This window comes from Streptomyces sp. NPDC085866 (assembly GCF_044541035.1).
GTDB lineage: Bacteria > Actinomycetota > Actinomycetes > Streptomycetales > Streptomycetaceae > Streptomyces.
In genome coordinates this window covers 142,730-167,610 of the sequence record NZ_JBITSQ010000015.1, presented here as the reverse complement: position 1 = coordinate 167,610, position 24,881 = coordinate 142,730, and the positions used below count along the sequence as shown (strand labels likewise).

The 24,881-nt window shown below is 71.4% G+C and carries 26 protein-coding genes and 5 tRNA genes; 10 read left to right on the top strand and 21 right to left on the bottom strand.

Going from position 1 to position 24,881, the window contains the following annotated elements:
* Positions 1-102 precede the first annotated feature (102 nt).
* Both ACIF83_RS33810 and ACIF83_RS33805 read left to right on the top strand, forming a co-directional pair.
* Positions 103-1,929: an HSP90 family protein gene (locus ACIF83_RS33810; protein WP_399732606.1), complete on the top strand. Its 1,827-nt coding sequence runs from the start codon at positions 103-105 to the stop codon at positions 1,927-1,929.
* Positions 1,929-4,874 (top strand): tetratricopeptide repeat protein, encoded by a 2,946-nt coding sequence (locus ACIF83_RS33805; protein ID WP_399732603.1) that lies wholly within the window; start codon positions 1,929-1,931, stop codon positions 4,872-4,874. The genes ACIF83_RS33810 and ACIF83_RS33805 overlap by 1 nt, the downstream gene beginning before the upstream one ends.
* A 12-nt stretch (positions 4,875-4,886) precedes the next feature.
* Here the strand turns inward: ACIF83_RS33805 and ACIF83_RS33800 are convergent, their stop codons facing one another.
* The gene (locus tag ACIF83_RS33800; protein WP_399732601.1) at positions 4,887-6,587 is read right to left on the bottom strand and encodes a DAK2 domain-containing protein; all 1,701 of its coding nucleotides are present in this window, start codon (positions 6,585-6,587) and stop codon (positions 4,887-4,889) included.
* 256 nt (positions 6,588-6,843) lie between these two features.
* On the opposite strand from ACIF83_RS33800, the gene rpmB reads away from it, so the two are divergent.
* A complete protein-coding gene (rpmB, locus tag ACIF83_RS33795) occupies positions 6,844-7,029 on the top strand; it encodes a 50S ribosomal protein L28 (RefSeq protein ID WP_009190838.1) in 186 nt (61 codons plus the stop codon).
* Between the two features lie 141 nt (positions 7,030-7,170).
* Here rpmB and thiD read toward each other — a convergent pair whose 3' ends face one another.
* The gene (thiD, locus tag ACIF83_RS33790; RefSeq protein WP_393480438.1) at positions 7,171-7,980 is read right to left on the bottom strand and encodes a bifunctional hydroxymethylpyrimidine kinase/phosphomethylpyrimidine kinase; all 810 of its coding nucleotides are present in this window, start codon (positions 7,978-7,980) and stop codon (positions 7,171-7,173) included.
* Complete coding sequence (locus ACIF83_RS33785; protein WP_393480440.1) at positions 7,977-8,942, bottom strand: thiamine-phosphate kinase; 966 nt, start codon at positions 8,940-8,942, stop codon at positions 7,977-7,979. The genes thiD and ACIF83_RS33785 overlap by 4 nt, the downstream gene beginning before the upstream one ends.
* A 207-nt stretch (positions 8,943-9,149) precedes the next feature.
* Here ACIF83_RS33785 and ACIF83_RS33780 point away from each other — a divergent pair, with 207 nt between their 5' ends.
* Together ACIF83_RS33780 and ACIF83_RS33775 are read left to right on the top strand one after the other, a co-directional pair.
* Positions 9,150-9,383 carry an Lrp/AsnC family transcriptional regulator gene (locus tag ACIF83_RS33780; RefSeq protein ID WP_030040983.1) on the top strand — a complete coding sequence of 78 codons (234 nt, stop codon included), beginning with the start codon at positions 9,150-9,152 and terminating at the stop codon, positions 9,381-9,383.
* 20 nt (positions 9,384-9,403) lie between these two features.
* Positions 9,404-9,919: a DUF3515 domain-containing protein gene (locus ACIF83_RS33775; protein ID WP_393480443.1), complete on the top strand. Its 516-nt coding sequence runs from the start codon at positions 9,404-9,406 to the stop codon at positions 9,917-9,919.
* A gap of 33 nt (positions 9,920-9,952) precedes the next feature.
* Here ACIF83_RS33775 and ACIF83_RS33770 read toward each other — a convergent pair whose 3' ends face one another.
* From ACIF83_RS33770 to ACIF83_RS33760, 3 genes are read right to left on the bottom strand one after another with little or no spacing between them, the layout of a single operon-like run.
* Positions 9,953-11,110, bottom strand: coding sequence for a D-alanine--D-alanine ligase family protein (locus ACIF83_RS33770; protein WP_393480446.1), 1,158 nt, complete (start codon positions 11,108-11,110; stop codon positions 9,953-9,955).
* A 59-nt stretch (positions 11,111-11,169) separates the two neighbouring features.
* The gene (locus ACIF83_RS33765) at positions 11,170-12,180 is read right to left on the bottom strand and encodes an NAD(P)H-dependent glycerol-3-phosphate dehydrogenase (RefSeq protein ID WP_145883466.1); all 1,011 of its coding nucleotides are present in this window, start codon (positions 12,178-12,180) and stop codon (positions 11,170-11,172) included.
* Positions 12,177-12,971, bottom strand: a complete 795-nt coding sequence (locus tag ACIF83_RS33760) for a lysophospholipid acyltransferase family protein (protein WP_393480449.1) — start codon at positions 12,969-12,971, stop codon at positions 12,177-12,179. Before ACIF83_RS33760 ends, ACIF83_RS33765 begins: the two co-directional genes overlap by 4 nt.
* Before the next feature lie 154 nt (positions 12,972-13,125).
* Here ACIF83_RS33760 and cofC point away from each other — a divergent pair, with 154 nt between their 5' ends.
* Both cofC and ACIF83_RS33750 read left to right on the top strand, forming a co-directional pair.
* Entirely contained in the window at positions 13,126-13,764 is a 639-nt protein-coding gene (cofC, locus tag ACIF83_RS33755; protein ID WP_393480450.1) for a 2-phospho-L-lactate guanylyltransferase, read from the top strand.
* A gap of 310 nt (positions 13,765-14,074) precedes the next feature.
* Positions 14,075-14,278, top strand: coding sequence for a hypothetical protein (locus tag ACIF83_RS33750; RefSeq protein ID WP_386576518.1), 204 nt, complete (start codon positions 14,075-14,077; stop codon positions 14,276-14,278).
* Between the two features lie 70 nt (positions 14,279-14,348).
* On the opposite strand, the gene ACIF83_RS33745 is transcribed toward ACIF83_RS33750, so the two are convergent.
* The 4 genes from ACIF83_RS33745 to leuC all read right to left on the bottom strand — a co-directional run bounded on the left by ACIF83_RS33745 (position 14,349) and on the right by leuC (position 17,642).
* On the bottom strand, positions 14,349-14,987 hold the full coding sequence (locus ACIF83_RS33745; RefSeq protein WP_145883470.1) for an HU family DNA-binding protein: 639 nt from the start codon (positions 14,985-14,987) through the stop codon (positions 14,349-14,351).
* Positions 14,988-15,122: 135 nt separating this feature from the next.
* On the bottom strand, positions 15,123-15,353 hold the full coding sequence (locus tag ACIF83_RS33740; RefSeq protein WP_386576520.1) for a hypothetical protein: 231 nt from the start codon (positions 15,351-15,353) through the stop codon (positions 15,123-15,125).
* 265 nt (positions 15,354-15,618) lie between these two features.
* Positions 15,619-16,212 carry a 3-isopropylmalate dehydratase small subunit gene (leuD, locus tag ACIF83_RS33735; protein ID WP_393480454.1) on the bottom strand — a complete coding sequence of 198 codons (594 nt, stop codon included), beginning with the start codon at positions 16,210-16,212 and terminating at the stop codon, positions 15,619-15,621.
* Positions 16,213-16,217: 5 nt separating this feature from the next.
* Entirely contained in the window at positions 16,218-17,642 is a 1,425-nt protein-coding gene (gene leuC / locus ACIF83_RS33730) for a 3-isopropylmalate dehydratase large subunit (protein ID WP_393480457.1), read from the bottom strand.
* Between the two features lie 207 nt (positions 17,643-17,849).
* On the opposite strand from leuC, the gene ndgR reads away from it, so the two are divergent.
* Positions 17,850-18,566, top strand: coding sequence for an IclR family transcriptional regulator NdgR (ndgR, locus tag ACIF83_RS33725; protein WP_009320373.1), 717 nt, complete (start codon positions 17,850-17,852; stop codon positions 18,564-18,566).
* A gap of 90 nt (positions 18,567-18,656) precedes the next feature.
* Here the strand turns inward: ndgR and ACIF83_RS33720 are convergent, their stop codons facing one another.
* Entirely contained in the window at positions 18,657-19,166 is a 510-nt protein-coding gene (locus ACIF83_RS33720; protein ID WP_399732588.1) for a DUF4188 domain-containing protein, read from the bottom strand.
* A gap of 82 nt (positions 19,167-19,248) precedes the next feature.
* Between ACIF83_RS33720 and ACIF83_RS33715 the strand changes: the two genes are divergently transcribed.
* Positions 19,249-19,893, top strand: a complete 645-nt coding sequence (locus ACIF83_RS33715; RefSeq protein ID WP_393480462.1) for a MerR family transcriptional regulator — start codon at positions 19,249-19,251, stop codon at positions 19,891-19,893.
* Between the two features lie 53 nt (positions 19,894-19,946).
* On the opposite strand, the gene ACIF83_RS33710 is transcribed toward ACIF83_RS33715, so the two are convergent.
* The 7 genes from ACIF83_RS33710 to ACIF83_RS33680 all read right to left on the bottom strand — a co-directional run bounded on the left by ACIF83_RS33710 (position 19,947) and on the right by ACIF83_RS33680 (position 21,544).
* A tRNA-Glu gene (locus ACIF83_RS33710) sits at positions 19,947-20,019 on the bottom strand.
* Positions 20,020-20,047: 28 nt separating this feature from the next.
* Positions 20,048-20,119, bottom strand: a tRNA-Gln gene (locus ACIF83_RS33705).
* Positions 20,120-20,139: 20 nt separating this feature from the next.
* Positions 20,140-20,212 (bottom strand) — tRNA-Glu (locus ACIF83_RS33700).
* Positions 20,213-20,241: 29 nt separating this feature from the next.
* Positions 20,242-20,314, bottom strand: a tRNA-Glu gene (locus ACIF83_RS33695).
* A 21-nt stretch (positions 20,315-20,335) separates the two neighbouring features.
* Positions 20,336-20,407, bottom strand: a tRNA-Gln gene (locus tag ACIF83_RS33690).
* A 91-nt stretch (positions 20,408-20,498) separates the two neighbouring features.
* Positions 20,499-21,230, bottom strand: coding sequence for an HAD family hydrolase (locus ACIF83_RS33685; protein WP_399732585.1), 732 nt, complete (start codon positions 21,228-21,230; stop codon positions 20,499-20,501).
* 50 nt (positions 21,231-21,280) lie between these two features.
* Complete coding sequence (locus ACIF83_RS33680) at positions 21,281-21,544, bottom strand: hypothetical protein (RefSeq protein WP_398139766.1); 264 nt, start codon at positions 21,542-21,544, stop codon at positions 21,281-21,283.
* Between the two features lie 50 nt (positions 21,545-21,594).
* Here ACIF83_RS33680 and ACIF83_RS33675 point away from each other — a divergent pair, with 50 nt between their 5' ends.
* Entirely contained in the window at positions 21,595-21,837 is a 243-nt protein-coding gene (locus ACIF83_RS33675; RefSeq protein ID WP_393480471.1) for a hypothetical protein, read from the top strand.
* 162 nt (positions 21,838-21,999) lie between these two features.
* Here the strand turns inward: ACIF83_RS33675 and gltX are convergent, their stop codons facing one another.
* The 3 genes from gltX to ACIF83_RS33660 form a co-directional block, all read right to left on the bottom strand.
* Entirely contained in the window at positions 22,000-23,484 is a 1,485-nt protein-coding gene (gltX, locus tag ACIF83_RS33670) for a glutamate--tRNA ligase (RefSeq protein WP_393480473.1), read from the bottom strand.
* Positions 23,477-24,262 (bottom strand): fumarylacetoacetate hydrolase family protein, encoded by a 786-nt coding sequence (locus ACIF83_RS33665; RefSeq protein ID WP_393480476.1) that lies wholly within the window; start codon positions 24,260-24,262, stop codon positions 23,477-23,479. Before ACIF83_RS33665 ends, gltX begins: the two co-directional genes overlap by 8 nt.
* A 173-nt stretch (positions 24,263-24,435) precedes the next feature.
* The gene (locus tag ACIF83_RS33660) at positions 24,436-24,630 is read right to left on the bottom strand and encodes a hypothetical protein (protein ID WP_393480479.1); all 195 of its coding nucleotides are present in this window, start codon (positions 24,628-24,630) and stop codon (positions 24,436-24,438) included.
* Positions 24,631-24,881 lie beyond the last annotated feature (251 nt).

Genomic DNA, 24,881 nt, shown 5'->3' with positions numbered 1-24,881 from the left:
GGCCTAGGATGGCGCGCTCCGGCCATCCCCCGCGGTCACCGCCCCATCCGGGACCGCCCGACCCCGCGCCGAACGCACGCTCCCCCCACCGGCGCTGCGACGATGGACTCCCAGACCCCACAGTCATCCCAGGCATCACAGTCACCTCATACGTTCCAGGTCGACCTGCGTGGTTTGGTGGACCTGCTCTCCCATCACCTCTACTCCAGCCCCAAGGTCTACCTGCGCGAACTGCTGCAGAACGCGGTGGACGCGATCACCGCCCGCCGGGCCGAGGATCCGGGTGCCCCGGCCCGGGTACGCCTGCACGCCGCGGACGGCGCCCTGCGGGTGGAGGACAGCGGCATCGGGCTCACCGAGTCGGACGTGCACAGCCTGCTGGCGACGATCGGCCGCAGTTCCAAGCGGGCGGACGGCCTGCAGGCGGCCCGGTCCGACTTCCTCGGCCAGTTCGGCATCGGCCTGCTGGCCTGTTTCGTGGTCGCCGAGCGGATCCGGGTGGTCAGCCGCAGCGCCCGTACGCCCGAGGCCCCGCCCGTGGAGTGGACGGCCCGCGACGACGGCTCGTACACCGTGCGGACACTGCCCGACGCCGAGCGGCCCGAGCCGGGCACCACCGTGCACCTGGTGGCCCGGGCCGGCGCGGCCGAGTGGCTGGCGCCCGAGCGGGTCCGCGCCCTGGCCCGGGATTTCGGCTCGCTGCTGCCCTACGACGTCCGGGTGGACGAGGAAGCGGTCACGGACCTCCCGGCGCCCTGGGACCGTGCCCATCCGAGTCCCGCGACGCGAAGGGTGGCGCTGGCCCGGCACTGCCACGAACTCTTCGGTTTCACCCCGCTGGACTCGATCGACCTGGACGTGCCGCTGGCCGGGATCCGCGGCGTGGCGTACGTGCTGCCGTCGGCGGTCAGCCCGGCCCAGCGGGCCACGCACCGCGTGCACCTCAAGGGCATGCTGCTGACCGAGCGGGCCGAACAGCTGCTGCCCGACTGGGCGTTCTTCGTGCGCTGCGTCCTGGACACCGACAGCCTGCGGCCCACGGCCTCGCGCGAGTCGCTGTACGAGGACGAGACCCTGGCGGCCGTACGGGAGGCGCTCGGCGAGCGGATCCGGTCCTGGCTCACGGGGCTCGCGGCCGGCGATCCGGAGCGGCTGGCCGCGTTCCTCGCCGTGCACCACCTGGGTGTGAAGTCGCTGGCCCGGCACGACGGCGACATGCTGCGCACGATGCTGCCGTGGCTGCCGTTCGAGACGACCGACGGGCAGCTGTCCCTGGAGGAGTTCGCGGGGCGGCACCCGGTGGTGCACTTCACGCGGACGGTCGAGGAGTACCGGCAGGTGGCGCCGATCGCCTCGGCGCAGGGTGTCGGGGTGGTCAACGGCGGTTACACGTACGACAGCGAGCTGGTCGAGGCGCTGCCGTCGGTGCGGCCGGGGACGGTGGTCGCCGAGCTGGACGCGGACACCGTGACCGCTCACCTGGACGCGGTGGACCCGGCCGAGGAGCTGGCGCTGTCCGGCTTCCTGGCGGCCGCGCGCGCGAAGCTCGACCCGCTGGGCTGCGACGTCGTGCTGCGCGCCTTCCACCCGCTGTCCGTGCCCGCGCTGCACCTGGACGACCGGGCCGCCCGGCACGAGCAGGCACGGGCCGAGGCCGAGGAGCAGGCCGACGACCTGTGGGCGGGCATCCTGGGCTCGCTGCGCGGCAGCGCCCCCCGCGCGCGTCTGGTGCTCAACCATCTCAACCCGCTGATCCGCAGGATCAGTTCGCTGCGGGACCCGGAGCTGATCGGCACCGCCACCGAGTCGCTGTACGGGCAGGCTCTGCTGATGGCGCAGCGGCCGCTCAGGCCCGCCGACTCGGCGCTGCTCAACCGGGCGTTCATCGGCCTCCTGGAGTGGGCCACACACGGGGAGAACGGTCGCTGATGGGTGAAATCGACGGGAGCACGGACTTCGACGCGCTGCGTCGGGCGATGGCGGAGAACTCCGAGCAGCCGGAGGGTCCCGCGCGCAACGCGCGCGCGGAGCAGCTGCTCGCCGAGGCCGAGAGGCTGAACATCCCGCTCGCCGTGATCGAGGCACTCGGGCACCAGCTGAAGGTCTACAACTACAGCTCCGAGAAGGACCGGATGTTCGTCCCGTTCGCGCGGCTGCTGCGCCTGTGGGACGAACGGCCGGAGGACTTCGACGAGTACGAGGCGCACTCGCTGCACTGGGTCTTCAAGTGGGTGTCGGCGGGCATGCTGGACCAGCCGCACATCCCGCTCGCCTCGATCGAGAAGTGGCTCGGCGAGATGGAGCACCGCTACCGGCTCGCCGGTCACTCGGAACGGGCGGTGCGCAGCGCCGAGTTCAGCGTCGCGGCGCACATAGGCGACCTGGAGCGCGCGGAGCGGGCGTACGGGGCCTGGCTGGCCGCGGACCGGGACCGGATGGCCGACTGCCACGCGTGCGAGCTGCACGGGCAGGGCACCTGGCAGGTCAAGCGCGGCCGGGACGAGGACGCGCTGGGGTTGTGGCGGCCGGTGCTGGAGGGCGAGTACAGCTGCGCCCACGAGCCGCACACGGTCCTCGCCTCCTCGCTGACTCCCCTGCTGCGCCTGGGCCGCCTGGACGAGGCCCGCGCCCACCATCTGCGGGGCTTCCGTCTCGTACGCCCCATGGAGAGCATGCGGGGCGCCTACGCGGACCACGTGGAGTTCTGCGCGCTCACCGGCAACGAGGCGCGCGGTCTGGAGCTGCTCGCGCAGCGGCCGGCGTACTTCACGGACACCGGGCATCCGCGCAGCCGGCTGGACTTCTTGGCCGTGGTGACGCTGCTGACGGACCGGCTGACCGAGCTGGGGCTCGGCGAACGGCAGGTGCCGGGGCCTGCCGGACGGTCCTGGACGGCGCGGGAACTGGCCGCCCACGTGCGCGCGGAGGCGCTGGACCTGGCCGGGCAGTTCGACCGGCGCAACGGCACGTCGTACGTCGGCGACCGCGTCCGCGCGCGCATGGCCCAGCGCCCGCTGGTGGACCGGCTGCCGCTGGGCGTGCGCACGGTGCGCTCCACGCAGCGGCCCGCGGTCCCGCCCCCGGCACCCGAGGCGCCCGAGGTTCCCGCTCAGCCCGACCTGTCCGCCCTGCTCACCGAGGCACGCCGGCTGTCGGACACCCTGCAGCCGCACGCCCTGGAGGCCTGGGCGGCGGTCGCACGGGCCGCCGAGGGGGCCGGGCTGGACGCCCGGGACCGCGCGGAGATCGCCGACCACGAGGCGATGGCCCAGGGCTCCGAGGGCATCCCCCTGTTCGAACAGGCCGCCGCGCTGTACGCGGAGGCGGGCGACCCCGGCGAGGCCCTGGCGGCACGCGCGCGCGGGGCGTACGTCCGCGCGCTGACGGGCGAGGTGGACGAGGCCCTGACCACGGTCGCCGCACTGTACGACGAGGCCCTCGCGCTGTACGCCGAGGACGCCACCGGAGTACGGCAGACGGCGTCGGTGGTGATGAGCCGGGCGCGGATCCTGATGCGGGGGGTGCACGAAGGCGCCGAGGGCGCGGCGGGCCGGGAGGTGCGGGCGGCGGCCGAACGGGCCGTGCTCGAAGTGCTGGCGCTCGTCGACGGGCGGGCGGGCGACGACGTGCGCCTGGCCGCGCGGATCGCCGAGGCGCGGGCGATGCTCGCCGAGCTGGCCGGGGAGTCCGGGGACGTCGTGCGGACGGCGGACCTGTTCCGGCAGGCCGCCGCCGAGTACGTGGGCGCCGGGCTGCCGTGGTTCGCGGTGGAGTACGAGGTGCGGATCGCGGCACTGGCGCATCAGCTCGGCGATGCGGCCGAGGCCGAGCGGGCGCTGCGGGCCGCCCTGGAGCACGGGGGGCCGTACGTGGAGCCCGTCGGGCGGGCCCAGCTGCATCTCCAGCTCGCCGAGGTGCTCGGCCTCCGGGACGAGGTCGTGGAGGCGGCGGAGCACGCCCTGGAGGCCGCGCACTGGGCCGACGACGCGGGCGAGAGCACCACACTGGGCGCCTGGGCGCGGCACCAGCTGGGCGGCTTCCTGCTGCGCCAGGGGCGGTGCGCGGAGGCCGCCGAGGTGCTGGAGTCGGCGCTGCCCGACGTGTCCGCCGAGACGCACGGCGACGGGGCCGTCGTACAGGCGCAGTGGTGGCTCGGGGACTGCCTGAGCGAGCTGGGCGAGCACCGGGAGGCGGCCGAACACCGGCTGCAGGCCGCCGAGATCGCCCGGCACTGGCCCGAGCAGCAGGACCACGCCACGCTCGCCCATCTCGCCGCCGAGTCCCTGAGCAACGCCGGACTGCCGGAGGAGGCCGATCAGGCCTACGCGCGCGCGGGTGAGCTGTGGCGCTCGCTCGGCAACCCGCACTTCCTCGTCCGCTCGCTGCGCGCCCGCGGCTGGCTGGCGCTGCGCGGGGAGGCCGGGGTGGAGGGCGCGCGGGAGCTGATGACGGAGGCGGTGCGCGCCTGCGAGCGTGCGCGGGAGGCCGCGGCGGACCCGGCGGCCCGGGAGCAGCTCTCGGCGGAACTCGGCCACACCCACCGCCAGTTCGGCGACCTGCTGGCCCGCTCGGCGGCCGAGGAGGACGAAGAGCGGGGCGGGGTGATCCAGGGCGCGTTCGAGGCCGCGGTGACCCAGCTGGACCGCGCGGCCGCGGTGTTCGGCACGCTCGGCGCGGAGGGGCTGCACGGCCGTACCGGTGCCGAGCTCGCCGCGGGCTGGCTGGAGGCCGAGCTCGGCCGCCGCGCCGAGGCGGTGGCACGCGCGCGTGGCGTGCTCGCGGCCTACACGGGCGCCGACGGCACGGACGAGACCGTGCAGGAGCGGCGGGCGGAGGCGACACAGATGCTCCGGCTGGACCGGGCCGGGGAATGACCCGGAGCCGGTTCACTCCACGCCGATGAGCAGCAGCGCCCCCTGCCGGCCGCCCCGGTACACCACCGTGTCCACCGCGAGGTAGGACTCACGGACGCGTGCCTCCAGGCGGTCGGCGACGCTCTCGGGCGCCTCGTCGCCCACGACGAGGGTGACCAGCTCGCCGCCGGCCTGGAGCATGCGGTCCAGGACGGTCTCGGCGGTGGCGGTGACGTCCGGCCCGATCACCGCCACGTCCCCGTCGATCAGGCCCAGGACGTCCCCGGCCTGGCAGATGCCGGCCGTCGTCCAGGACTGCCGTTCCGCGACGACGACCTCGGCGTACCGGGTGGCGCCCGCCGCCGAGGTCATCTGGACGACGTCCTCGTCGAACCGGCGCTCCGGCTCGTGCACGGCGAGTGCGGCGATGCCCTGCACGGCCGAGCGGGTCGGGATCAGAGCGACCCGGATGCCTTCGGTGCGGGCCTGCTCGGCGGCCGCGGCGGCCGTGTGGCGCAGCTCGGCGTCGTTGGGCAGCAGCACGACCTCGCGCGCGTGGGCCCGCCGGACGGCCTGCACCAGCTCCCCGCTGGCGGGCGGCTCCCCCGGGCGCGCGAGGACGGCGGTCGCGCCGGCCTCGGTGTACAGCCCCGCCAGGCCCTCGCCGGGCACGACGGCGACGACCGCCCGCTGGGCGCGCTCCCGCGGCGGTCGCTCACCGCCGGTGTGCACGTCGCCGAGCCCGAAGTGCGTGATCCGGATCCGGTACGGCCGGCCGGCCTCGACGCCCGCCTCCACGGCGGCGCCCGCGTCGTCGACGTGCACGTGGACGTTCCACAGCCCGTCGCCGCCGACCACGACGAGGGAGTCCCCGAGGGTGTCGAGTCGCTCCCGCAGCCGGGCCACGGCCTCGTCGCCGGCCTCCAGGAGATAGATCACCTCGTAGGCCGGTCCGCCGTCCTCGGCGCCCTCGGCGCACAGGTCCGCCTCGGAAACGGCCCCCACGCGCGCGGGTGCCTCGGAAACGGCCACGGAGACCGGGACGCCTTCCGCTGCCTTCGGGGCCTCGCGCACCACCTCCCCCGTGCATGCCTCCACCAGCGCCCCCAGCACGGCCACGAGCCCTCGGCCGCCCGCGTCGACCACCCCGGCCCGCGCCAGCACGGCCAGCTGCCCCGGAGTCGCCGCCAGGGCGGCCCTGGCGCCCTCGTAGGCGGCCCGCGCGACCGTCCCGCAGTCGCCCTCGGCTCCCTCGGCGGCGTCCGCCGCGGCCGAGGCGACCGTCAGCACCGTGCCCTCGACCGGGTGGGCCACGGCCTCGCGGGCGGAGTCGGCGGCCTGCCGCAGGGCCAGCCGCAGCCCGACGCCGTCGATGCGGGACCCGTCATCTGCCTCCGCCTCGGCGAGAACCTGGGCCATGCCGCGCAGCAGCTGGGCGAGGATGGTCCCGGAGTTGCCCCGGGCCCCGATGAGCGCGCCGTGGGCCATCGCGTGCACGGCGTCCGCGAGCGAGGGCTCCCGCGCCCCCGTCCCGTACCCGGCGAACACTGCCTCCACGGCGGTCGCCGCCGACTCCAGCGTCAGGTAGAGGTTGGTCCCCGTGTCCCCGTCGGCCACGGGATAGACGTTGATCGCGTCGATCTCCTCGCGCGCCCGTCCCAGCGCCCCCAGCGCCAGACCGCACCAGGTGCGCACCGCGAGAGCATCGAAGAATGTCTGCGGCACCTGCGCCACCTGCGCCTCCCTGGCTGGCTGGACGTGGACGCAGCGTAGACCCCGGAGTGGTGTGCTCCGGAAGAGGGCCGGGAGCGGGCCCCTGAGCAGCCATGGTAGTTTCGTGGTGCTGGCGCAGTCGTTGTATGCTGCTCCGGTTGCCCGATCCAGATCGGGCCGTTCCCCTGGCAGCGCCACTCAGATCTCTGATCCTGCGATCTCGATCCCGGCATGCCGGGATTATCCGTAAGTGCATCTGAAGTCTTTGGAGTGACCCGTGGCTGCCAACTGCGACGTCTGCGGCAAGGGGCCGGGCTTCGGCAACAACATCTCGTTTTCGCACCGCCGTACGTCCCGTCGCTGGAACCCGAACATCCAGCGTGTGCGTACCGTGGTCGGCGGGACGCCGAAGCGCGTGAACGCTTGCACCTCGTGCATCAAGGCCGGCAAGGTCTCGCGCTGACGCTACAGCTGAGCGCGCGGCCACTGCCTGGTTCGCTGCACAGAGCCGGTCCACCTGAGGGTGGACCGGCTTTTTGCCGTACCCGCGCCCGTTTCAGTTCCTGATCGGTTTGCTTCCTGATCGGTTCGGTTTCTGGACGGCTCAGTTCCTGAACCGCCACCCGTGATCCACCGGCCCGATCCCCGCCCCCAGCGCGAACCCGGCGGCGATCGCCCCGGTGACGTACTCCTTGGCCGCCGTGACGGCCTCCGGCACGGCCAGCCCCTTCGCCAGCCCCGAGGCGACCGCCGAGGCGAGCGTGCAGCCCGTGCCGTGCGTGTGCCGGTTGTCGTGACGGGGTGCCCGCAGCCAGTGCTCCGCGGAGCCGTCCGTCAGCAGGTCCACCGCCTCGGTCCCGCCCGCCCGCCCTGCGTCCCCGGACAGATGCCCGCCCTTGATCAGCACCCACCGCGGCCCGTACTCCAGCACGGCCGCCGCGGCCCGTCGTAGATCGCCCTCGGACTCGACATGCACCCCCGTGAGTTGGGCCACTTCGTCGAGGTTCGGCGTCGCCACGGTCGCCGCAGGCAGGAGCTTCGTGCGGACCGAGTCCAGCGCGGAGGCGGCCAGCAGCGGGTCGCCGTGCTTGGAGACGCCCACCGGGTCCACCACGGCCGGCGCGTCCGTGCCGGAGATCAATTCGGCGACCGCCTCCACCAGTTCGGCCGAGGCCAGCATCCCGGTCTTCACGGCCTGTACGCCGATGTCGTCCACGACGCTGCGGTACTGGGCCCGCACGGCCTCCACCGGCAGCTCCCAGGCGCCCTGCACGCCCAGGGAGTTCTGCGCGGTCACGGCCGTGATCACGCTCATCCCGTGCACGCCGAGCGCCAGCATCGTCTTCAGGTCGGCCTGGATGCCCGCGCCGCCGCCGGAGTCGGAGCCGGCCACCGTGAGAACCCGGGGAATCATGACTCCATGTCCCCGAAGTGGTCCCAGCCGCCCTTGCTGGTCCAGGGCGCCCCGTCGACCGTCACCTGAGGCAGCGCCGAGGGGTTGAGGACCTCGCCGATGACCTTCCAGCGGGCCGGCAGCTTGGCGTCCGGCGGGAAGGTCGCCACGATCGCGTGGTCCTCTCCCCCGGTCAGCACCCACTGCAGCGGGTCCACGCCGACGGCCTGCCCGATGTCGTTCATCTGCGTGGGGATGTCGATCGCGCCGGAGCGGATGTCGATGCGGACCTTGCTGGCCTCGGCGATGTGCCCGAGATCGGCGATCAGTCCGTCGCTCACGTCGCACATCGCGGTCGCGCCGAGCGCGGCGGCCGCCGGGCCCGCGTGGTACGGCGGCTCGGGGCGCCGGTGGGCCTCGACGAAGGCGCGCGGGGAGCGGAAGCCGCGGGAGAGCACCGCGTAGCCGGCCGCGGACCAGCCCAGCCAGCCCGTGACGGCCACGAGGTCGCCGGGCTGGGCTCCGGCGCGGGTCACCGGCTCCTGGTTGCGCAGATCACCGAGCGCGGTGATCGACACCATGATCGTGTCGCCGCGTACGACGTCCCCGCCGACCACGGAGGCGCCCGCGACCTGGCACTCGTCGCGCAGGCCGTCCATCAGCTCGCTGGGCCAGGTGACCGGGAGTTCGGCCGGGACGACCAGGCCGAGCAGCAGCGCGGTCGGTACGGCGCCCATCGCGGCGATGTCCGCGAGGTTCTGCGCCGCCGCCTTGCGGCCGACGTCGTAGGCCGTGGACCAGTCGCGGCGGAAGTGCCGCCCCTCCAGCAGGATGTCGGTGCTCGCCACCACCCGGCGGTCGGGCGCGGCGACCACCGCGGCGTCGTCGCCGGGGCCGATCCGGACCGCCGGGGTGGTGGTGAGACGGGAGGTGAGCTCCCTGATGAGCCCGAACTCCCCTAGCTCACCGACAGTGCCCTTCATGACCCTTGCTCCCCTTCTGTCCCTTGCCCTGTGCCCGCTCGCGCGTCATCAGTGTCCCCGATACGGTCAAGGTGACCGTCAACTTCTGTCGTGCCTGCACCCTGGCGCGCAAGCCCGGTTCCCGCAGGTCTCCCCCCGGGGAGCGGCGACGCGATACCGTGGCGTTCCTTTTCCCCACATGATCCTCGTGGCCGCCCTGGAGGTTCCGTGGTACAGGCGTACATCCTGATCCAGACGGAGGTCGGCAAGGCGTCGACCGTCGCCGAGACGATCAACAAGATCCCTGGAGTGATCCAGGCCGAGGACGTGACGGGTCCGTACGACGTCATCGTGCGCGCTCAGGCCGACACCGTCGACGACCTCGGTCGCATGGTGGTCGCGAAGGTCCAGCAAGTGGACGGCATCACCCGCACCCTGACCTGCCCGGTCGTGCATCTGTAGCCCCCGTCTACGCTTGGCCGGTGAACATCTTCCGTCACCGGCCTCTCGGCCTGCTCGCGCCCGTGCTGCTGATCGCGGTCGCGGGCTGCTCAAGCGCAGACGACAGCGCCACGGTGGCGGTTCCCAGCCCCGACGCGAAGACGGCGAAGGCGTGCCGGGATCTGCACCGGGTGCTGCCCGAGAAGCTGGACGGACGGGGACGTCACGACCCCGAGCCCCGGTCCGCCTACACGGCAGGCTGGGGAAGCCCGGCGATCATACTGCGCTGCGGTGTCGCACGGCCGCCGAAGATGGTCGATCCGAAGGTGGCCGAGGGCGGGGACCGGGACGCCGTGGCCGGCGGGGTCGACGGCGTCGACTGGCTGATGGAGAAGCAGGGCGACGGCACCTGGCGGTTCACCACCGCCAACCGAGTGGCCTATGTGCAGGTGAGCCTGCCCGAGGGGATGTCCGGGCCGGACGGCACTCCGGTGCTCACCGGACTCGCGTCGGCCGTGAAGAAGGCGATCCCCGAGGGGATCGCCTCCATGCGGTGACAGCGGTGACAGCGGTGACAGCGGTGGTACGGGTCAGCGAAGCCCGGTCGAGCGGCGCAGCGCGGCCTGCACCAGGCGGTCCACCAGCTCCGGGTAGCTGATGCCGGTGGCCTGCCACATCTGCGGGTACATCGAGATGGGCGTGAAGCCGGGCATGGTGTTGATCTCGTTGATGACGAACTCGCCGTCCTCGGTGAGGAAGAAGTCCGCGCGGACCAGGCCCTCGCAGGAGGCCGCGTCGAACGCCTCGACCGCGAGACGCCGCACCTCGGCGGTCTCCTCGTCGGTGAGCGGCGCCGGGACGATGCCGGGCGTGGAGTCGATGTACTTGGCCTCGAAGTCGTAGTACGCGTGCGCGTCCGGCGGCGGGATCTCGGCCGGGACGGAGGCGCGCGGCCCGTCCTCGAACTCCAGGACGCCGCACTCGATCTCGCGGCCGCGCACCGCGGCCTCCACCAGGATCTTCGGGTCGTGCCGCTGTGCCTCGGCGATCGCCTCGTCCAGGCCGGAGAGGTCCTCGACCTTGGTGATGCCGATCGACGAACCCGCGCGCGCGGGCTTCACGAACAGCGGCCAGCCGTGCTCGCCGGCGAAGTCGATGATCTTCTTGCGGGCCGCGGACTCGTCCTGCGCCCACTCACGGGGCCGGATCACCACGTACGGGCCGACCTTGAGCCCGAAGGAGGTGAACACCCGCTTCATGTACTCCTTGTCCTGGCCGACGGCCGAGGCGAGCACACCCGCGCCCACGTACGGGATGCCGGAGAGCTCCAGGAGGCCCTGGAGGGTGCCGTCCTCGCCGTACGGGCCGTGCAGCACCGGGAAGACCACGTCGACCTCGCCGAGGGCCTTGGGCACGGAACCGGGCTCGCTGTAGACGACCTCGCGGCTGGCGGGGTCGACGGGGAGCACCACGCCGCCCTCGCTCGACTCCGCCAGTTCCGCCACGTTGGGGGTACGGCGGTCGGTGATGGCCATCCGCTCCGGCTCGTCCGCCGTCAGGGCCCAGCGGCCGTCCGCGGTGATACCGATCGGCAGGACGTCGTACTTCGTCCGGTCGATGGCCTTGAGGACGGCGCCGGCGGTGACCACGGAGATCCCGTGTTCGGAGCTGCGCCCGCCGAACACGACGGCCACGCGCGGCTTGCGGGACGGCTGCTCAGGGCTCTGGGGGAGGTTCTCGCTGCTCATATCGCGTTGAGAGTACCCGTTGGTAGAGCCCGGATACAGCGTCGACTCAGGGGGTTCGCTCAGCGTCGCTCGGGCTTCGCGCTGCGCGACATCAGCTCCTTCAGGGCGACCACCGGCGGCTTGCCCTCGTGCACGATGTCCACGACCGTCTCGGCGATGGGCATCTCCACACCGTGCCTGCGGGCCAGATCGGCCACGGACTCACAGGACTTGACGCCCTCGGCGGTCTGCTTGGTGACCGCGATGGTCTCCTCGAGGGTCATGCCCTTGCCGAGGTTGGTGCCGAAGGTGTGGTTGCGGGACAGCGGCGAGGAGCAGGTGGCCACCAGGTCGCCGAGGCCCGCGAGGCCGGAGAAGGTCAGCGGGTCGGCGCCGAGCGCCATGCCGAGCCGGGTGGTCTCGGCGAGGCCGCGGGTGATGAGCGAGCCCTTGGCGTTGTCGCCCAGGCCCATGCCGTCGGCGATGCCGACCGCGAGGCCGATGACGTTCTTGACCGCGCCGCCGAGTTCGCAGCCGACCACGTCGGTGTTGGTGTACGGCCGGAAGTACGGCGTGTGGCAGGCGGCCTGGAGCCGCTGGGCGACCGTCTCGTCGGTGCAGGCGACCACGGCGGCGGCCGGCATGCGGGCGGCGATCTCCCGGGCCAGGTTGGGGCCGGTGACCACGGCGATGCGGTCGGCGCCGACCTTGGCGACGTCGTCGATCACCTCGCTCATGCGCATGGTGGAGCCGAGTTCGACGCCCTTCATCAGGGAGACGAGCACGGTGCCCGGCGCGAGCAGCGGGGTCCACTCGGCGAGGTTGGCGCGCAGGGTCTGGGAGGGGACGGCGAGGACGGTGAAGTCCGCGTCCCGCAGGGCCTCGGCGGCGTCCGCGGTGGCGCGCAGGTTCTCCGGGAGTTCGACACCGGGCAGGTAGTCGGGGTTGGTCCGCGTCGAGTTGACCGCCTCGGCCAGTTCGGGGCGGCGGGCCCACAGGGTGACCTCGCAGCCCGCGTCGGCGAGGACCATGCCGAAAGCGGTGCCCCACGAGCCGGTGCCCATGACGGCAGCCCGGACAGGCTTGCTCACTTACCGTGCCCTTCTGTCTGCTTGTCCTGCGTGTTCTCCTGCACCAGCGGCTTCGCCTGCGCCTGGGTGCGGCGCCGCTGCTCCAGCCGCTCCTGGCGCGGGTCGTACGGGGTCGCAGGGGCCTTCTCGCCGCGGATCTCCTCCAGCTGGCGGGTGATGGCGGCCATGATGACCTCGGTGGCCTCCTTGAGGAGTTCCGGGGTCATCTCCTGGTCGTAGAAGCGCGAGAGGTCCACCGGCGGGCCCGCGAGGACCCGGTGGGTCTTGCGCGGGAAGAGGTGGGGCTTCTTGGCGTAGGGCGGCAGCAGTTCGTTGCAGCCCCACTGGGCGACCGGGATCACCGGGCACTTGGTCTGCAGGGCCACCCGGGCGGCACCGGTCTTGGCGGTCATCGGCCAGCCGTCCGGGTCGCGGGTGAGGGTGCCCTCGGGGTAGAACGCGACGCACTCGCCGCGTTCCACGGCCTCGATGGCGGCACGGAAGGCGCTGAGCGCGTCCGTGCTCTCGCGATAGACCGGGATCTGTCCGGTGCCGCGCATCGCGGCACCGACGAATCCCTTCTTGAAAAGTCCGCTCTTCGCCAGGAATCGCGGGACCCGTCCGGTGTTGTACTGATAGTGCGCGTACGCGAAGGGGTCCACGTGGGAATTGTGGTTGACCGCGGTGATAAATCCGCCGTCGGCCGGAATGTGCTCCATTCCACGCCAGTCCCGCTTGATCAGAACCACCAGCGGCGGTTTGCAGAGGACCGCTGCGAAGCGGTACCAGAACCCGATTCTGCGGCGGGACACGCGGACACCTTCCTCTAGGACTTGCTCCGGGCCCGGGGGCCGCACAAGTGTCGCCCCAGGCCGCCGGTCTGTCGAGAACACCGTACGCCCCACCCCCCGGCGCGCCGGATGCCACGGGGGACAATGAGCGCGACAAGAGAGGGGCGGTACGCCGGTGCAGTGGACCTTGGTCATCCCCCTGAAGCCTCTGGCGCGGGCCAAGAGCAGGCTCTCCGACACCGCCGGCGACGGGGTGCGCCCCGGGCTGGCCCTCGCGTTCGCGCAGGACACGGTGTCCGCGGCGCTGGCGTGTCCGGCGGTCACGGATGTGGCGGTAGTCACGGACGACGTGCTGGCCGGCCGGGAACTGGCGGCGCTGGGCGCCCGAATCGTCCCGGACGCACCGGCAAGCGGCCTGAACGCCGCTCTGGCGCACGGGGCGGCCGCTGTACGGGGAATGCGCCACCGCGCCGCGTTGGCGGCCCTGAACGCCGATCTCCCGGCCCTGCGCCCGCTGGAATTGTCCCGGGTGCTGGATGCCGCGGCCGAATTCCCGCGCGCCTTTCTCGCGGACGCGGCCGCCCTCGGCACCACTCTGCTGGCCGCGGCCCCCGACCAGGAATTGCGGCCCGCTTTCGGCACGGATTCCCGGGCTCGCCACCGCACCTCGGGCGCGACGGAACTCGCCCTCACCGAGGTCGATTCGGTACGCCAGGACGTGGACACCGGCGAGGACCTGCGCGCGGCGCTGGCACTGGGCGTGGGCCGGTACACGGCGGCGGTATCGGCGGGGTTACTGATTCCGGGGACCTGAGGTGCCCGGGGCGGGGTCTGGGCGGGGGTGGATTCCGCTCGCCCGCGCCGGCGGGGTGCCGCTGCACCCGCCCTCCCCCAAGCTCTCGACTTCGCTCATGCAGGGCCCCATCGCCCCAGGTGCACGACTACCCGCAGCTACGGACGGCACCTTTGCGGCCGACGGCGCCGCAACTCCCCAGGGGCGCGGGGCCGTATCGATATGCGGCTCCGCCGCGTGGGCGAGACCGGCCCCCACGCCCCCGCACTCGGGCGACGGCCCGCAGACCAACGGCGCGCCCCGAACCACGGCGGGCATTAGGCTGGCTGCCATGCAGGCGACCGCATACACGTACGACCCCGAAACCCGCGCCGGGCAGGTGCTCCTCGACGACGGCACCCCGGTCCCCTTCGACGCGGCTGCGTTCGACGCGGGCGGGCTGCGGCTGCTGCGCCCCGGGCAGCGGGTGCGCATCGAGACGGAAGGTGCCGGAGACGGCCTGCGGATCACGCTGGTGACCCTGCAGACGCTCTGAGGCTTCCGAAAAACGCCGCGGGCCGGGCTCCCCAGAGGAGTCCGGCCCGGCGCGTGAATGCCCTGGCGACTTACGACGCCTTGCGGGCAGTGGCCTTCTTCGCGGTGGTCTTGCGGGCCGTCGACTTCTTGGCCGGGGCCTTCTTGGCGGTGACCTTCTTCGCCGGGGCCTTCTTGGCCGTCGTCTTCTTCGCGGCGGCCTTCGCCGTGGTCTTCTTCGCGGCGGCCGTCGTCTTCTTGGCGGTGGTCTTCTTCGCCGTGACCTTCTTCGCCGTGACCTTCTTCGCGGGCGCCGCCTTCTTGGCGGTGACCTTCTTCGCGGCCGCCTTGGTGGTCTTCTTGGCCGCGGCCTTCTTGACCGTCGCGGCAGCCCCGCCGGTCAGGCTGCCCTTGGGCGCCTTCTTGACGGCGACCTCGCCGCCGCGCGGGAGCTTCTTCGAGCCGCTGACCAGGTCCTTGAAGCCCTGGCCCGCGCGGAAGCGCGGCACGGACGTCTTCTTGACCCGAACCCGCTCGCCCGTCTGGGGGTTACGGGCGTAGCGGGCGGGGCGGTCCACCTTCTCGAAGGACCCGAAGCCGGTGACCGAGACCCGCTCACCCGCGACGACCGCGCGGACGATGGCGTCCAGGACATGATCGACAGCATCGGCGGCCTGCTGGCGGCCGCCCATCTTGTCGGCAATCGCTTCTACGAGCTGCGCCTTGTTCACGTCTTCCCCTTCGGAGACATCGCCAGAACGAAAGTGTTCAAGCTTTTTCGCACGTTAGGCAGATATATACCGCAAATCAAACACGAAACGGGCTTATCACCCTTGTGCCGCAACGGACTCGGTTGCCCGGGCTGTTCAGCGGTCCTCGTCGGGGATCCGACCCTCGTCGAGGTCCTTGGTGAACCGCTCGAGCCGCCTTGCCGCATCGGCGATGTCGTGCTTGGCCGCGGCCGTAATGACCAGCAGCTTCCGGTTCAGCGCCATCCGTACGCCCTCCGGGACTTGCAGTGCGCGCACTCTTGTGTGCGCTTCCTTCAGTTGGTCCGCGACCGCCGCATAGAGCTCGAGTTGGCCGTCGTGTTCCATGCACAGATTGTGCCATCTGGGGCGAGTTGTCGCCTGCCCAGGGTGCAACTGCCGCCTCAAACGGCCTTCCGGGCACTTGCCAAAGCCGCGTTCACAACACTCGCGTACCCCGGCAACGGCCTTCGTAACGTGGGGAGTTGAGCGGACCTGCGAGAACGCGCGGAGCCGTTCGGGTGCAGAAACGGCCGTACCCCCGATCGTGGCGATCGGGGGTACGGAGAGGGTGTTGAGGTGGCCGGATCTCGACCCGGTCGGGGGACCTGGATCAGATCTGGAGCGTGCGCGGCTTGTAGCCCGGCCGCTTGGTCTCGTAATCGGCGATGTCGCCCTCGTTCTGGAGGGTGATGGAGATGTCGTCCAGGCCGTTCAGCAGCCGCCAGCGGGAGTTCTCGTCCAGCTCGAAGGAGGCGGTGACCCCCTCGGCGCGCACCTCGCGGGCCTCCAGGTCGACGGTGATCTCGGCCTGCGGGTCCCGCTCGGTCAGCTCCCACAGCGCGTCCACGACCTTCTGGTCGAGAACCACGGTGAGCAGGCCGTTCTTCAGCGAGTTGCCCCGGAAGATGTCCGCGAAGCGGGAGGAGATCACGGTCTTGAAGCCGTAGTTCTGCAGCGCCCAGACGGCGTGCTCACGGGAGGAGCCGGTGCCGAAGTCGGGGCCGGCGACCAGGACGGTGGCGCCCTGCCGCTCGGGCCGGTTGAGGATGAAGGACTCGTCCTTGCGCCAGGCCTCGAACAGCCCGTCCTCGAAGCCGTCCCGGGTCACCTTCTTGAGCCAGTGAGCAGGGATGATCTGGTCGGTGTCGACGTTGCTGCGGCGCAGCGGGACGGCCCGGCCGGTGTGGGTGGTGAAGGCTTCCATGATTCTCAGACTCCAGCGGGCGCAGGGGCGTCGGACAGGTCGGCGGGCGAGGCCAGGTGGCCCAGGACGGCGGTCGCGGCCGCGACCTGCGGCGACACCAGGTGGGTACGGCCGCCCTTGCCCTGCCGGCCCTCGAAGTTGCGGTTGGAGGTGGACGCGGAGCGCTCACCCGGGGCCAGCTGGTCGGGGTTCATGCCGAGGCACATCGAGCAGCCCGCGTGCCGCCATTCGGCGCCGGCCTCCTTGAAGACCACGTCCAGGCCTTCGGAGACGGCCTGCAGACCGACCCGCGCGGAGCCCGGGACGACCAGCATCCGTACGCCGTCGGCGACTTTACGGCCGCGCAGCAGGTCCGCGGCGGCGCGCAGGTCCTCGATACGGCCGTTGGTGCAGGAGCCTACGAAGACGGTGTCCACGTTGATGGAGCGCAGCGGCTGACCGGCCTCCAACCCCATGTACTCCAGAGCCTTTTCGGCGGCCAGGCGCTCCGAAGCGTCTTCGTACGAAGCCGGGTCGGGGACGGACGCCGAAAGCGGCGCGCCCTGGCCGGGGTTGGTACCCCAGGTGACGAACGGCGACAGCTCGTCGGCGTTGATGACGACCTCGGCGTCGAAGACGGCGTCCTCGTCCGTCTTCAGGGTCTTCCAGTACTCGACCGCGGCGTCCCAGTCGGCGCCCTCGGGGGCGTGCGGACGGCCCTTGAGGTACGCGAAGGTGGTCTCGTCGGGGGCGATCATGCCCGCGCGGGCACCGGCCTCGATCGACATGTTGCAGATGGTCATCCGGGCTTCCATCGAGAGCTTCTCGATGGCGGAGCCGCGGTACTCCAGGATGTAGCCCTGGCCGCCGCCCGTACCGATCCTGGCGATGATCGCCAGGATCAGGTCCTTGGCGGTGACGCCCTCGGGCAGCTCGCCCTCGACGGTGATGGCCATGGTCTTGGGGCGGGCCAGCGGCAGCGTCTGGGTGGCCAGCACGTGCTCCACCTGGGAGGTGCCGATGCCGAACGCCAGCGCACCGAAGGCACCGTGCGTGGAGGTGTGCGAGTCACCGCAGACGACGGTGGTGCCCGGCTGGGTCAGACCCAGCTGCGGACCCACGACGTGCACGACGCCCTGCTCGACGTCGCCCAGCGGGTGCAGGCGCACCCCGAACTCGGCGCAGTTCTTGCGCAGCGTCTCCAGCTGGGCGCGGGAGACCGGGTCGGCGATGGGCTTGTCGATGTCGAGGGTCGGGGTGTTGTGGTCCTCGGTCGCGATGGTGAGGTCGAGACGGCGCACCTTGCGACCGTTCTGACGCAGACCGTCGAAGGCCTGCGGGCTGGTCACCTCGTGCAGCAGGTGCAGATCGATGTAGAGGAGGTCGGGCTCGCCCTCGGCGCGCCGGACGACGTGGTCGTCCCAGACCTTCTCCGCGAGTGTCCTACCCATCGCTTTCCCTCCGACCGGCAAACGTCCACCGGCCCAACTAGAGATCTTGAGGAAGCGGCGACTGCCTTTTTAGGGGCCCCTGAAGTCGTGATTCCGGGCGTCCACCGCCAGGCCCGTTGGTCTGCGGGCCGCTGTGTGATTCCAGGGTGGCGCGTTCCACGGAAAATTGAACTTGCGTTTCACAGAGTGAGACGTGAGTATCGTTGCATGGACAACAGTAGCGGCGTCGGCGTTCTGGACAAGGCGGCCCTCGTCCTGAGCGCTCTGGAGTCCGGTCCGGCCACCCTCGCGGGTCTGGTCGGAGCCACCGGACTGGCAAGACCCACGGCCCACCGCCTGGCCGTGGCCCTGGAACACCACCGCATGGTGGCACGCGACATGCAGGGCCGGTTCATCCTCGGCCCGCGCCTCGCGGAACTGGCGGCGGCGGCCGGCGAGGACCGCCTGCTCGCGACGGCGGGCCCCGTGCTCACCCACCTCCGCGATGTCACCGGCGAGAGCGCACAGCTCTACCGACGCCAGGGTGACATGCGGATCTGTGTGGCCGCGGCGGAACGCCTGTCCGGCCTGCGGGACACGGTCCCGGTCGGATCCACGCTGACCATGAAGGCGGGCTCCTCGGCGCAGATCCTGATGGCCTGGGAGGAGCCCGAGCGCCTGCACCGCGGCCTCCAGGGCGCCCGCTTCACGGCGACGGCACTGTCGGGCGTACGACGCCGCGGCTGGGCCCAGTCCATCGGCGAGCGCGAGCCGGGCGTGGCGTCCGTCTCGGCGCCCGTACGCGGCCCCTCCAACCGCGTGGTGGCCGCGGTGTCCGTCTCCGGCCCCATCGAGCGCCTGACGCGCCACCCGGGCCGCATGCACGCCCAGGCGGTCATCGACGCGGCGGCCCGCCTGTCGGAGGCCCTGCGCCGCTCGGGCTGACGGCAGGAACGCCCGAGCGCCTCGGACGCACCCGGAGAGGGCCCGCCTCAACGCCGCGGCAGGCCCTCCCCGGTCCCCCGATCCCCCCGGTCAGCCGGCCTTCTCGGCCGCCGATGCCCGCTGCGACCGGTAGGCGAACCGGTCCTTCGCGTACCGACCCCGCCTCTCCAGCGGTATCTGCCCATGCGCTGCGGCCAGCCCGAACGCGGGCATATCGCCGTAGATCGTCTCGTACGACCCCTCGGGCACGACGTACGACTCGTGCCAGATGCCGACCTGCCCGCGCAGCTTCCCGGCCCGCTCCTTGCGGTTGAGGCGCGCCCAGGCCTTGTGATGGAAAGCGTCCGGTGCCGTCGCGTAGCCGTACAGCTTGTCCTTGGACTCCCAGTACTGCACGACGTAGTACGTCCGCGGCGAGGCCGTCAGCAGGACGTGGCTGAGCAGACCCCGCTCGGGTTCCTTCCGCAGGTCCCTCAGCATGCGGAGCATCGCGAGCATCACCGGCAGCCACAGGTGCACCGCCCAGAATCGGTTGATGCGCATGCCGATCAGCAGGACGACGACCTCGCCCTTCGCATCGGCAGTCGTACGGGTCACCATGACGACGTCCCCTCGTTGGTGAGCGAAGCTATCCAAGTAGCAATGCTTGGATAGTGCCGTTATCCGAGAAGGAGCGCAAGACATGCGGCTCGCCGAACTGAGCAGACACAGCGGTGTGTCCACCGCGACGATCAAGTACTACCTGCGCGAAGGGCTGTTGCCGCCGGGCCGCCAGGTCAACGCCACGACGGCCGAGTACGACGAGGAGCATCTGCGCCGGCTGCGGCTGGTGCGGGCGATGATCCAGGTGGGCCGGGTGCCGGTGGCGAAGGTGCGCGAGGTGCTCGGGCACGTGGACGACGACTCCCTGGGCCGCTCGATTCGCCTGGGCGCGGCGCTGTGGGCGCTGCCGCAGGTGCCGGAGCCGGACGAGGAGGACGAGTACGTCCAGGCCGCACACCAGGAGGTCGACAAGCTCCTGGACGAGCTCGGCTGGGAGAACGCCAAGCGGCTCACGACCATCTCCCCCGCGTACCGCTCGCTGGTGGTGGCGGTGGCCGCGTTCCGCCGGATCGGCTACACCTTCGGGGCCGAACTGCTCGCTCCGTACGCCGAGTTGATGTATCGGACAGCCGTCCTCGACCTGGACAACATGGAGACGTACACGTCGCAGGCGGAGCGGATCGAGTTCGCGGTCCTGGGGGCGATCCTCAACGAGCCGGTGCTGCAGGCGCTGCACCGGCTGGCCCAGGAGGAGGAGACGACACGGCGGTACGGGTTCGAGTAGCCGGCGCGGGACACGACGAAGGCCCTCCGCAGAAGCGGAGGGCCTTCCTCTTGTACCCCCGACCGGATTCGAACCGGCGCTACCGCCTTGAGAGGGCGGCGTGCTAGGCCGCTACACAACGGGGGCCTGGACACTGCGTTTCCGCAGGTCCGAGCTGGTCTACCTGGACTCGAACCAAGACTAACTGAACCAGAATCAGTCGTGCTGCCAATTACACCATAGACCAATGATGGTTTAGACCAGTCGTACCCCCGACCGGATTCGAACCGGCGCTACCGCCTTGAGAGGGCGGCGTGCTAGGCCGCTACACAACGGGGGCCCTAGCGATCCCGAGATGATCGAGATCAGTACCCCCGACCGGATTCGAACCGGCGCTACTGCCTTGAGAGGGCAGCGTGCTAGGCCGCTACACAACGGGGGCTTTGCAGATGAGCTCTGCGAGCTGGCCTACCTGGACTCGAACCAAGACTAACTGAACCAGAATCAGTCGTGCTGCCAATTACACCATAGGCCACTGGAACTCAAGCCCCTGCGGGGATCTCGTTCTAGTTCGCGCCTCCGGTTCCTGGCCTTTCGGCCCGCTCTCCGGCGGCGCAGGAAGAACATTACCCGAAGGTGGACGGGGCTCCAAAACGGGTATCCGCATGGACGAGCGCTGGGAGTTCGGCGAGGGTCGAGATCCGGTGTGCGGCCACCGCGTCCGGGCCCTGCGCGTACACCCCGCCGCGGTCGATCCAGACGGACAACAGCCCGGCCTCGGCCGCGCCCCGCCCGTCGATCTCCGGGTGATCACCGACGTACGCCACCTCGTGCGGGGACAGGTCGAGTGCCTCGCAGGCCGCGAGGAACGCGCCGGCCTCCGGCTTGGAGACGCCCAGCTCGGCGGCGCACAGCAGGCTCTCGAAGCGGTCGCGCACGCCGAGGGTGCGCAGCTTGTGCTCCTGGACCGTGAGGCTGGAGTTGGACAGCACCCCGTGCCGGTGGCTGGCGGCGAGGGCGTCCAGGGCGGGCAGCACGTCCGGGAACAGGCTCCAGGCGGCCTCGTAGTGAGCGATGTAACGCCGGAACCAGACGTCGGCCTCGGCGTCGGACAGCTCCTGCCCCAGGAAGACCCGTACGCGGTCGCGCCGCTGCCCCTCGAAGGACACCTCCCCCGCCGAGAAGCGCGCCCACTGCTGATCGGTGACCTCCCGCCACCGCACGAGCGCCTGCTCCGGGCTGTCGTACCCGGAGAGCAGGCCCTCCGCCGCCAGATGGGCCCGCATGCCCTCGCGGTCCGCACTCGTGTAGTCGAAAAGGGTGTCGTCCACGTCCCAGACCACAGCTCTGATCGTCATGAGAGCGACCGTACCTTCCGCGCGCCGTCAGCCGAGGGTCGTCGTGCCGGTCAGGGCCGGGTTCCTGCCCGGACCGTCGCGGGGCCGGGCGGCGGTGAGCTTCCAGGTGCACCTGGGAGCGTCAGGGCGACGACGGAGGGCGAGGAGACCTGTGCCTCCGTCTGTGTGAACGGCGAGGTGGGGACGCCGCTGGGGACGGTCACCACCTGGCCGTAGGTCGCGGTGAGGTGGGCGATCCGGCCGCCGAAGCGGTCCACGGCCCACCGTCCGCTGCTGCCGCCGGTGTTCCGGTCCGTCCTGGGCAGGACGGCCACGGTGCGGGTGTGCGCGGTACCGGTCGAAGCCGCGGCTCCGGTGGAGCCAGGTGTCGACGGCCTGGATGTCGGTGGGCACGCACGGGGCGCCGGTGGCCCCGGTGGTCGTGGTCCGGCCGGTCTTCGGATCGCGGCCGGTGATCGACCCCCTGGCGCTGCCGGGTGTCCACAGGACCTGGCCCCGGACGGCCGCGGTGGTGCGGCCGCGGCTGAGCACGACCGCGCCGGAGGCGGCGCCGCGCGGGAAGCCGACGATCTGCACGCCGGGCGTGCCGCCGTCGAGGAGCACGTAGCGGCCGGTGCCACCGGCGATGCGGCGTCCGTCCGGGAAGCGGAGCTCGGCCGCAGGGGTGAACGCCGGAGGACGGCTCGGTGGACGTACGCAGGGCGGCGCCCGAACCGGACGCCGCCCTGTCTCCGCCGTGTTCTGCGAAGAGACGCTGTACGAGGAGTCGCTACGCGGAGAGCTTGGCCAGCGCCGCGTCGATGCGGTCCAGCGTCTTCTCCTTGCCGAGGACCTCGAGGGACTCGAACAGGGGCAGACCGACCGTGCGGCCGGTGACGGCCACGCGGACCGGGGCCTGGGCCTTGCCGAGCTTGAGGCCGTGGGCCTCGCCGGCGGCCAGGACGGCCTCCTTGAGGGCCTCGGCCGACGTCCAGTCCGCCGAGTCCAGCTTCTCGCGGGCCGTGCGCAGCAGGGCGTCCGAGCCCTCCTTCATCGCCTTCGTCCAGCTCGCCTCGTCGAAGACCGGCTCGGCGAGGAAGAGGAAGTCGACGTTGTCGGTGATCTCGGAGAGCACCTTCAGCCGGGTCTGGGCGTGCGGGGCGATCGCCTGCCACTTGGCCTCGTCGAAGTCCTCCGGCGCCCAGGGGGCGAACGGCGCCTTCAGCCAGGTGCGGCAGCGCTCCGTGAACTCCTTCGCATCCAGCATGCGGATGTGGTCGGCGTTGATCGCCTCGCACTTCTTGAGGTCGAAGCGCGCCGGGTTGGGGTTCACGTCGGCGATGTCGAAGGCGGCGACCATCTCGTCGATGGTGAAGATGTCCTTGTCGGCCGAGAGCGACCAGCCGAGCAGCGACAGGTAGTTGAGCAGGCCCTCGGGCAGGAAGCCCCGCTCGCGGTAGAGGTTGAGGGACGACTGCGGGTCACGCTTGGAGAGCTTCTTGTTGCCCTCGCCCATGACGTACGGCAGATGACCGAAGGCCGGGGTCTGCTTGGCGATGCCCAGCTCGGTCAGGGCCTTGTACAGGGCGATCTGGCGCGGGGTGGAGGAGAGCAGGTCCTCGCCGCGCAGGACGTGGGTGATCTCCATCAGGGCGTCGTCGACCGGGTTGACCAGCGTGTACAGCGGGGCGCCGTTGGCGCGGACGATGCCGTAGTCCGGGACGTTCTCCGGGGTGAAGGTCAGCTCGCCGCGGACCAGGTCCGTGAAGGTGATCGTCTCGTCGGGCATCCGGAAGCGGACGATCGGGGTGCGGCCCTGGGCCTTGTACTGCTCGACCTGCTCGGCGCTCAGGTCGCGGCAGTGGCCGTCGTAGCCGGACGGCTTGCCGGCGGCGCGGGCGGCCTCGCGGCGGGTGTCCAGCTCCTCCTGGGAGCAGTAGCAGTGGTAGGCGTGGCCGGCGTCCAGGAGCTTCTGGGCGACGTCCTTGTAGAGGTCCATGCGCTGCGACTGGCGGTACGGCGCGTGCGGGCCGCCGATCTCGGGGCCCTCGTCCCAGTCGAAGCCCAGCCAGCGCATCGCGTCCAGCAGCTGGTTGTACGACTCCTCGGAGTCGCGGGCCGCGTCGGTGTCCTCGATGCGGAAGACCAGGGCGCCCTGGTGGTGCCGGGCGAACGCCCAGTTGAACAGGGCGGTGCGGACCAGGCCCACGTGGGGGTTACCGGTGGGCGAGGGGCAGAAACGTACGCGTACGGGGGAGCCGGATGCGCTAGCCACGCTTGACAACCTTGTTGGTGAGAGTGCCGATGCCTTCGATGGTGACGGCGACCTCGTCGCCGACGTTCAGGGGGCCGACCCCTGCGGGGGTGCCGGTGAGGATGACGTCGCCGGGCAGCAGGGTCATGGCCTCGCTGATGTTGACGATCAGGTCCTCGATGGAGTGGATCATCTCGCTCGTGCGGCCCAGCTGGCGCTGTTCGCCGTTGACCGTGAGCTGGATGGTCAGGTCGTTCGCGCGGTCGAGGTCCAGGCCCGTCTCCACCCAGGGGCCGAGCGGGCAGGAGGTGTCGAAGCCCTTGGCCCGAGCCCACTGCTTCTCACGCTTCTGCACGTCGCGGGCGGTGACGTCGTTGGCGCAGGTGTAGCCGAGGATCACGTCCTTGACGCGCTCGCGCGGCACCTCGCGGCACATGCGGCCGATGACGACGGCCAGCTCGGCCTCGTGGTGCAGCTCCTGCGAGAAGGACGGGTACTGGATCTCGTCCCCGGGGCCGATCACCGAGGTGGACGGCTTGAAGAAGGCGAACGGGGCCTCGGGCACCTCGTTGCCCAGCTCCTTGGCGTGGTCGGCGTAGTTGCGGCCGAACGCCACGACCTTGTTGGGGAGGACCGGCGGGAGCAGTCTGACCTTGCTCAGCGGCACCTTCGTCCCGGACAGCTCGTAGTCCGCGAACGGGATGCCCTTGATGATGTCGAGGACGAGTTCGTCCTGCTTCTCGCCCTCGACCGCGCCGAAGGCTACGTTCCCGTCGATGGAGAACCTGGCGATGCGCACGGGATCCTGCGCCCCTCACTGAGTACCGGCGTACTGACGCCCCAGGTTAACCGGTCGGGCCTCCCGCGTTCGGGAAGGCGACGGGCGCCGGGGACGAGCGCGGCCCGGAAGATCGTCGTGCCTGCGACGATCTTCCGGGCCGCGCTCGCCGTGCGTGTGCGGTGCCCGCTCGGCTACTCGCCGGCCGCGACCGCCGCGGCCACCGGGATCTCCATGAGAACGGTGCGCCTCGGGTTCGCCGTCTGGGCGGGGAGGTCGACGGCGTGCTCCGGCAGCTCGGGCGTCTGCAGCTCGTCGGCGTCCTCGAGGTGCGCCAGAGTCGTGCGCCGCGGGTTGGCTATGTTGCGGAACATCATCGTCGTCTTCACCGTTGTACGTCCTGTGGCCTCGTGTCGGAGTTGGCAGAGTCGCCCATCTTGTAAAGCGCCAGGCTAAACATGCGATTCCCCGCCTCAGACCTGAACTCCCCGTGATCTGCATGTGAGTTTGCTCACGGATCCACGGGCAAACCGGTCAATTCCGGCCGACAACTCTTCCCGCCGAAACGGACATTGACCCCCTGAAGCTGTCATTCCGCTCCTGATCATGGCGACTGGGACACGTGACACCAGGGGGCGAC

What these genes read in the sequence shown, in the direction of transcription:
- ACIF83_RS33810 (WP_399732606.1), top strand. Translation starts at nt 103, where the DNA reads ATGGACTCCCAGACCCCACAGTCATCCCAGGCATCACAGTCACCTCAT.
- ACIF83_RS33805 (WP_399732603.1), top strand. Translation starts at nt 1,929, where the DNA reads ATGGGTGAAATCGACGGGAGCACGGACTTCGACGCGCTGCGTCGGGCG.
- thiD (WP_393480438.1), bottom strand. Translation starts at nt 7,980, where the DNA reads ATGATTCCCCGGGTTCTCACGGTGGCCGGCTCCGACTCCGGCGGCGGC.
- ACIF83_RS33785 (WP_393480440.1), bottom strand. Translation starts at nt 8,942, where the DNA reads ATGAAGGGCACTGTCGGTGAGCTAGGGGAGTTCGGGCTCATCAGGGAG.
- ACIF83_RS33770 (WP_393480446.1), bottom strand. Translation starts at nt 11,110, where the DNA reads ATGAGCAGCGAGAACCTCCCCCAGAGCCCTGAGCAGCCGTCCCGCAAG.
- ACIF83_RS33750 (WP_386576518.1), top strand. Translation starts at nt 14,075, where the DNA reads ATGCAGGCGACCGCATACACGTACGACCCCGAAACCCGCGCCGGGCAG.
- ACIF83_RS33740 (WP_386576520.1), bottom strand. Translation starts at nt 15,353, where the DNA reads ATGGAACACGACGGCCAACTCGAGCTCTATGCGGCGGTCGCGGACCAA.
- leuD (WP_393480454.1), bottom strand. Translation starts at nt 16,212, where the DNA reads ATGGAAGCCTTCACCACCCACACCGGCCGGGCCGTCCCGCTGCGCCGC.
- leuC (WP_393480457.1), bottom strand. Translation starts at nt 17,642, where the DNA reads ATGGGTAGGACACTCGCGGAGAAGGTCTGGGACGACCACGTCGTCCGG.
- ndgR (WP_009320373.1), top strand. Translation starts at nt 17,850, where the DNA reads ATGGACAACAGTAGCGGCGTCGGCGTTCTGGACAAGGCGGCCCTCGTC.
- ACIF83_RS33720 (WP_399732588.1), bottom strand. Translation starts at nt 19,166, where the DNA reads ATGGTGACCCGTACGACTGCCGATGCGAAGGGCGAGGTCGTCGTCCTG.
- ACIF83_RS33715 (WP_393480462.1), top strand. Translation starts at nt 19,249, where the DNA reads ATGCGGCTCGCCGAACTGAGCAGACACAGCGGTGTGTCCACCGCGACG.
- ACIF83_RS33685 (WP_399732585.1), bottom strand. Translation starts at nt 21,230, where the DNA reads ATGACGATCAGAGCTGTGGTCTGGGACGTGGACGACACCCTTTTCGAC.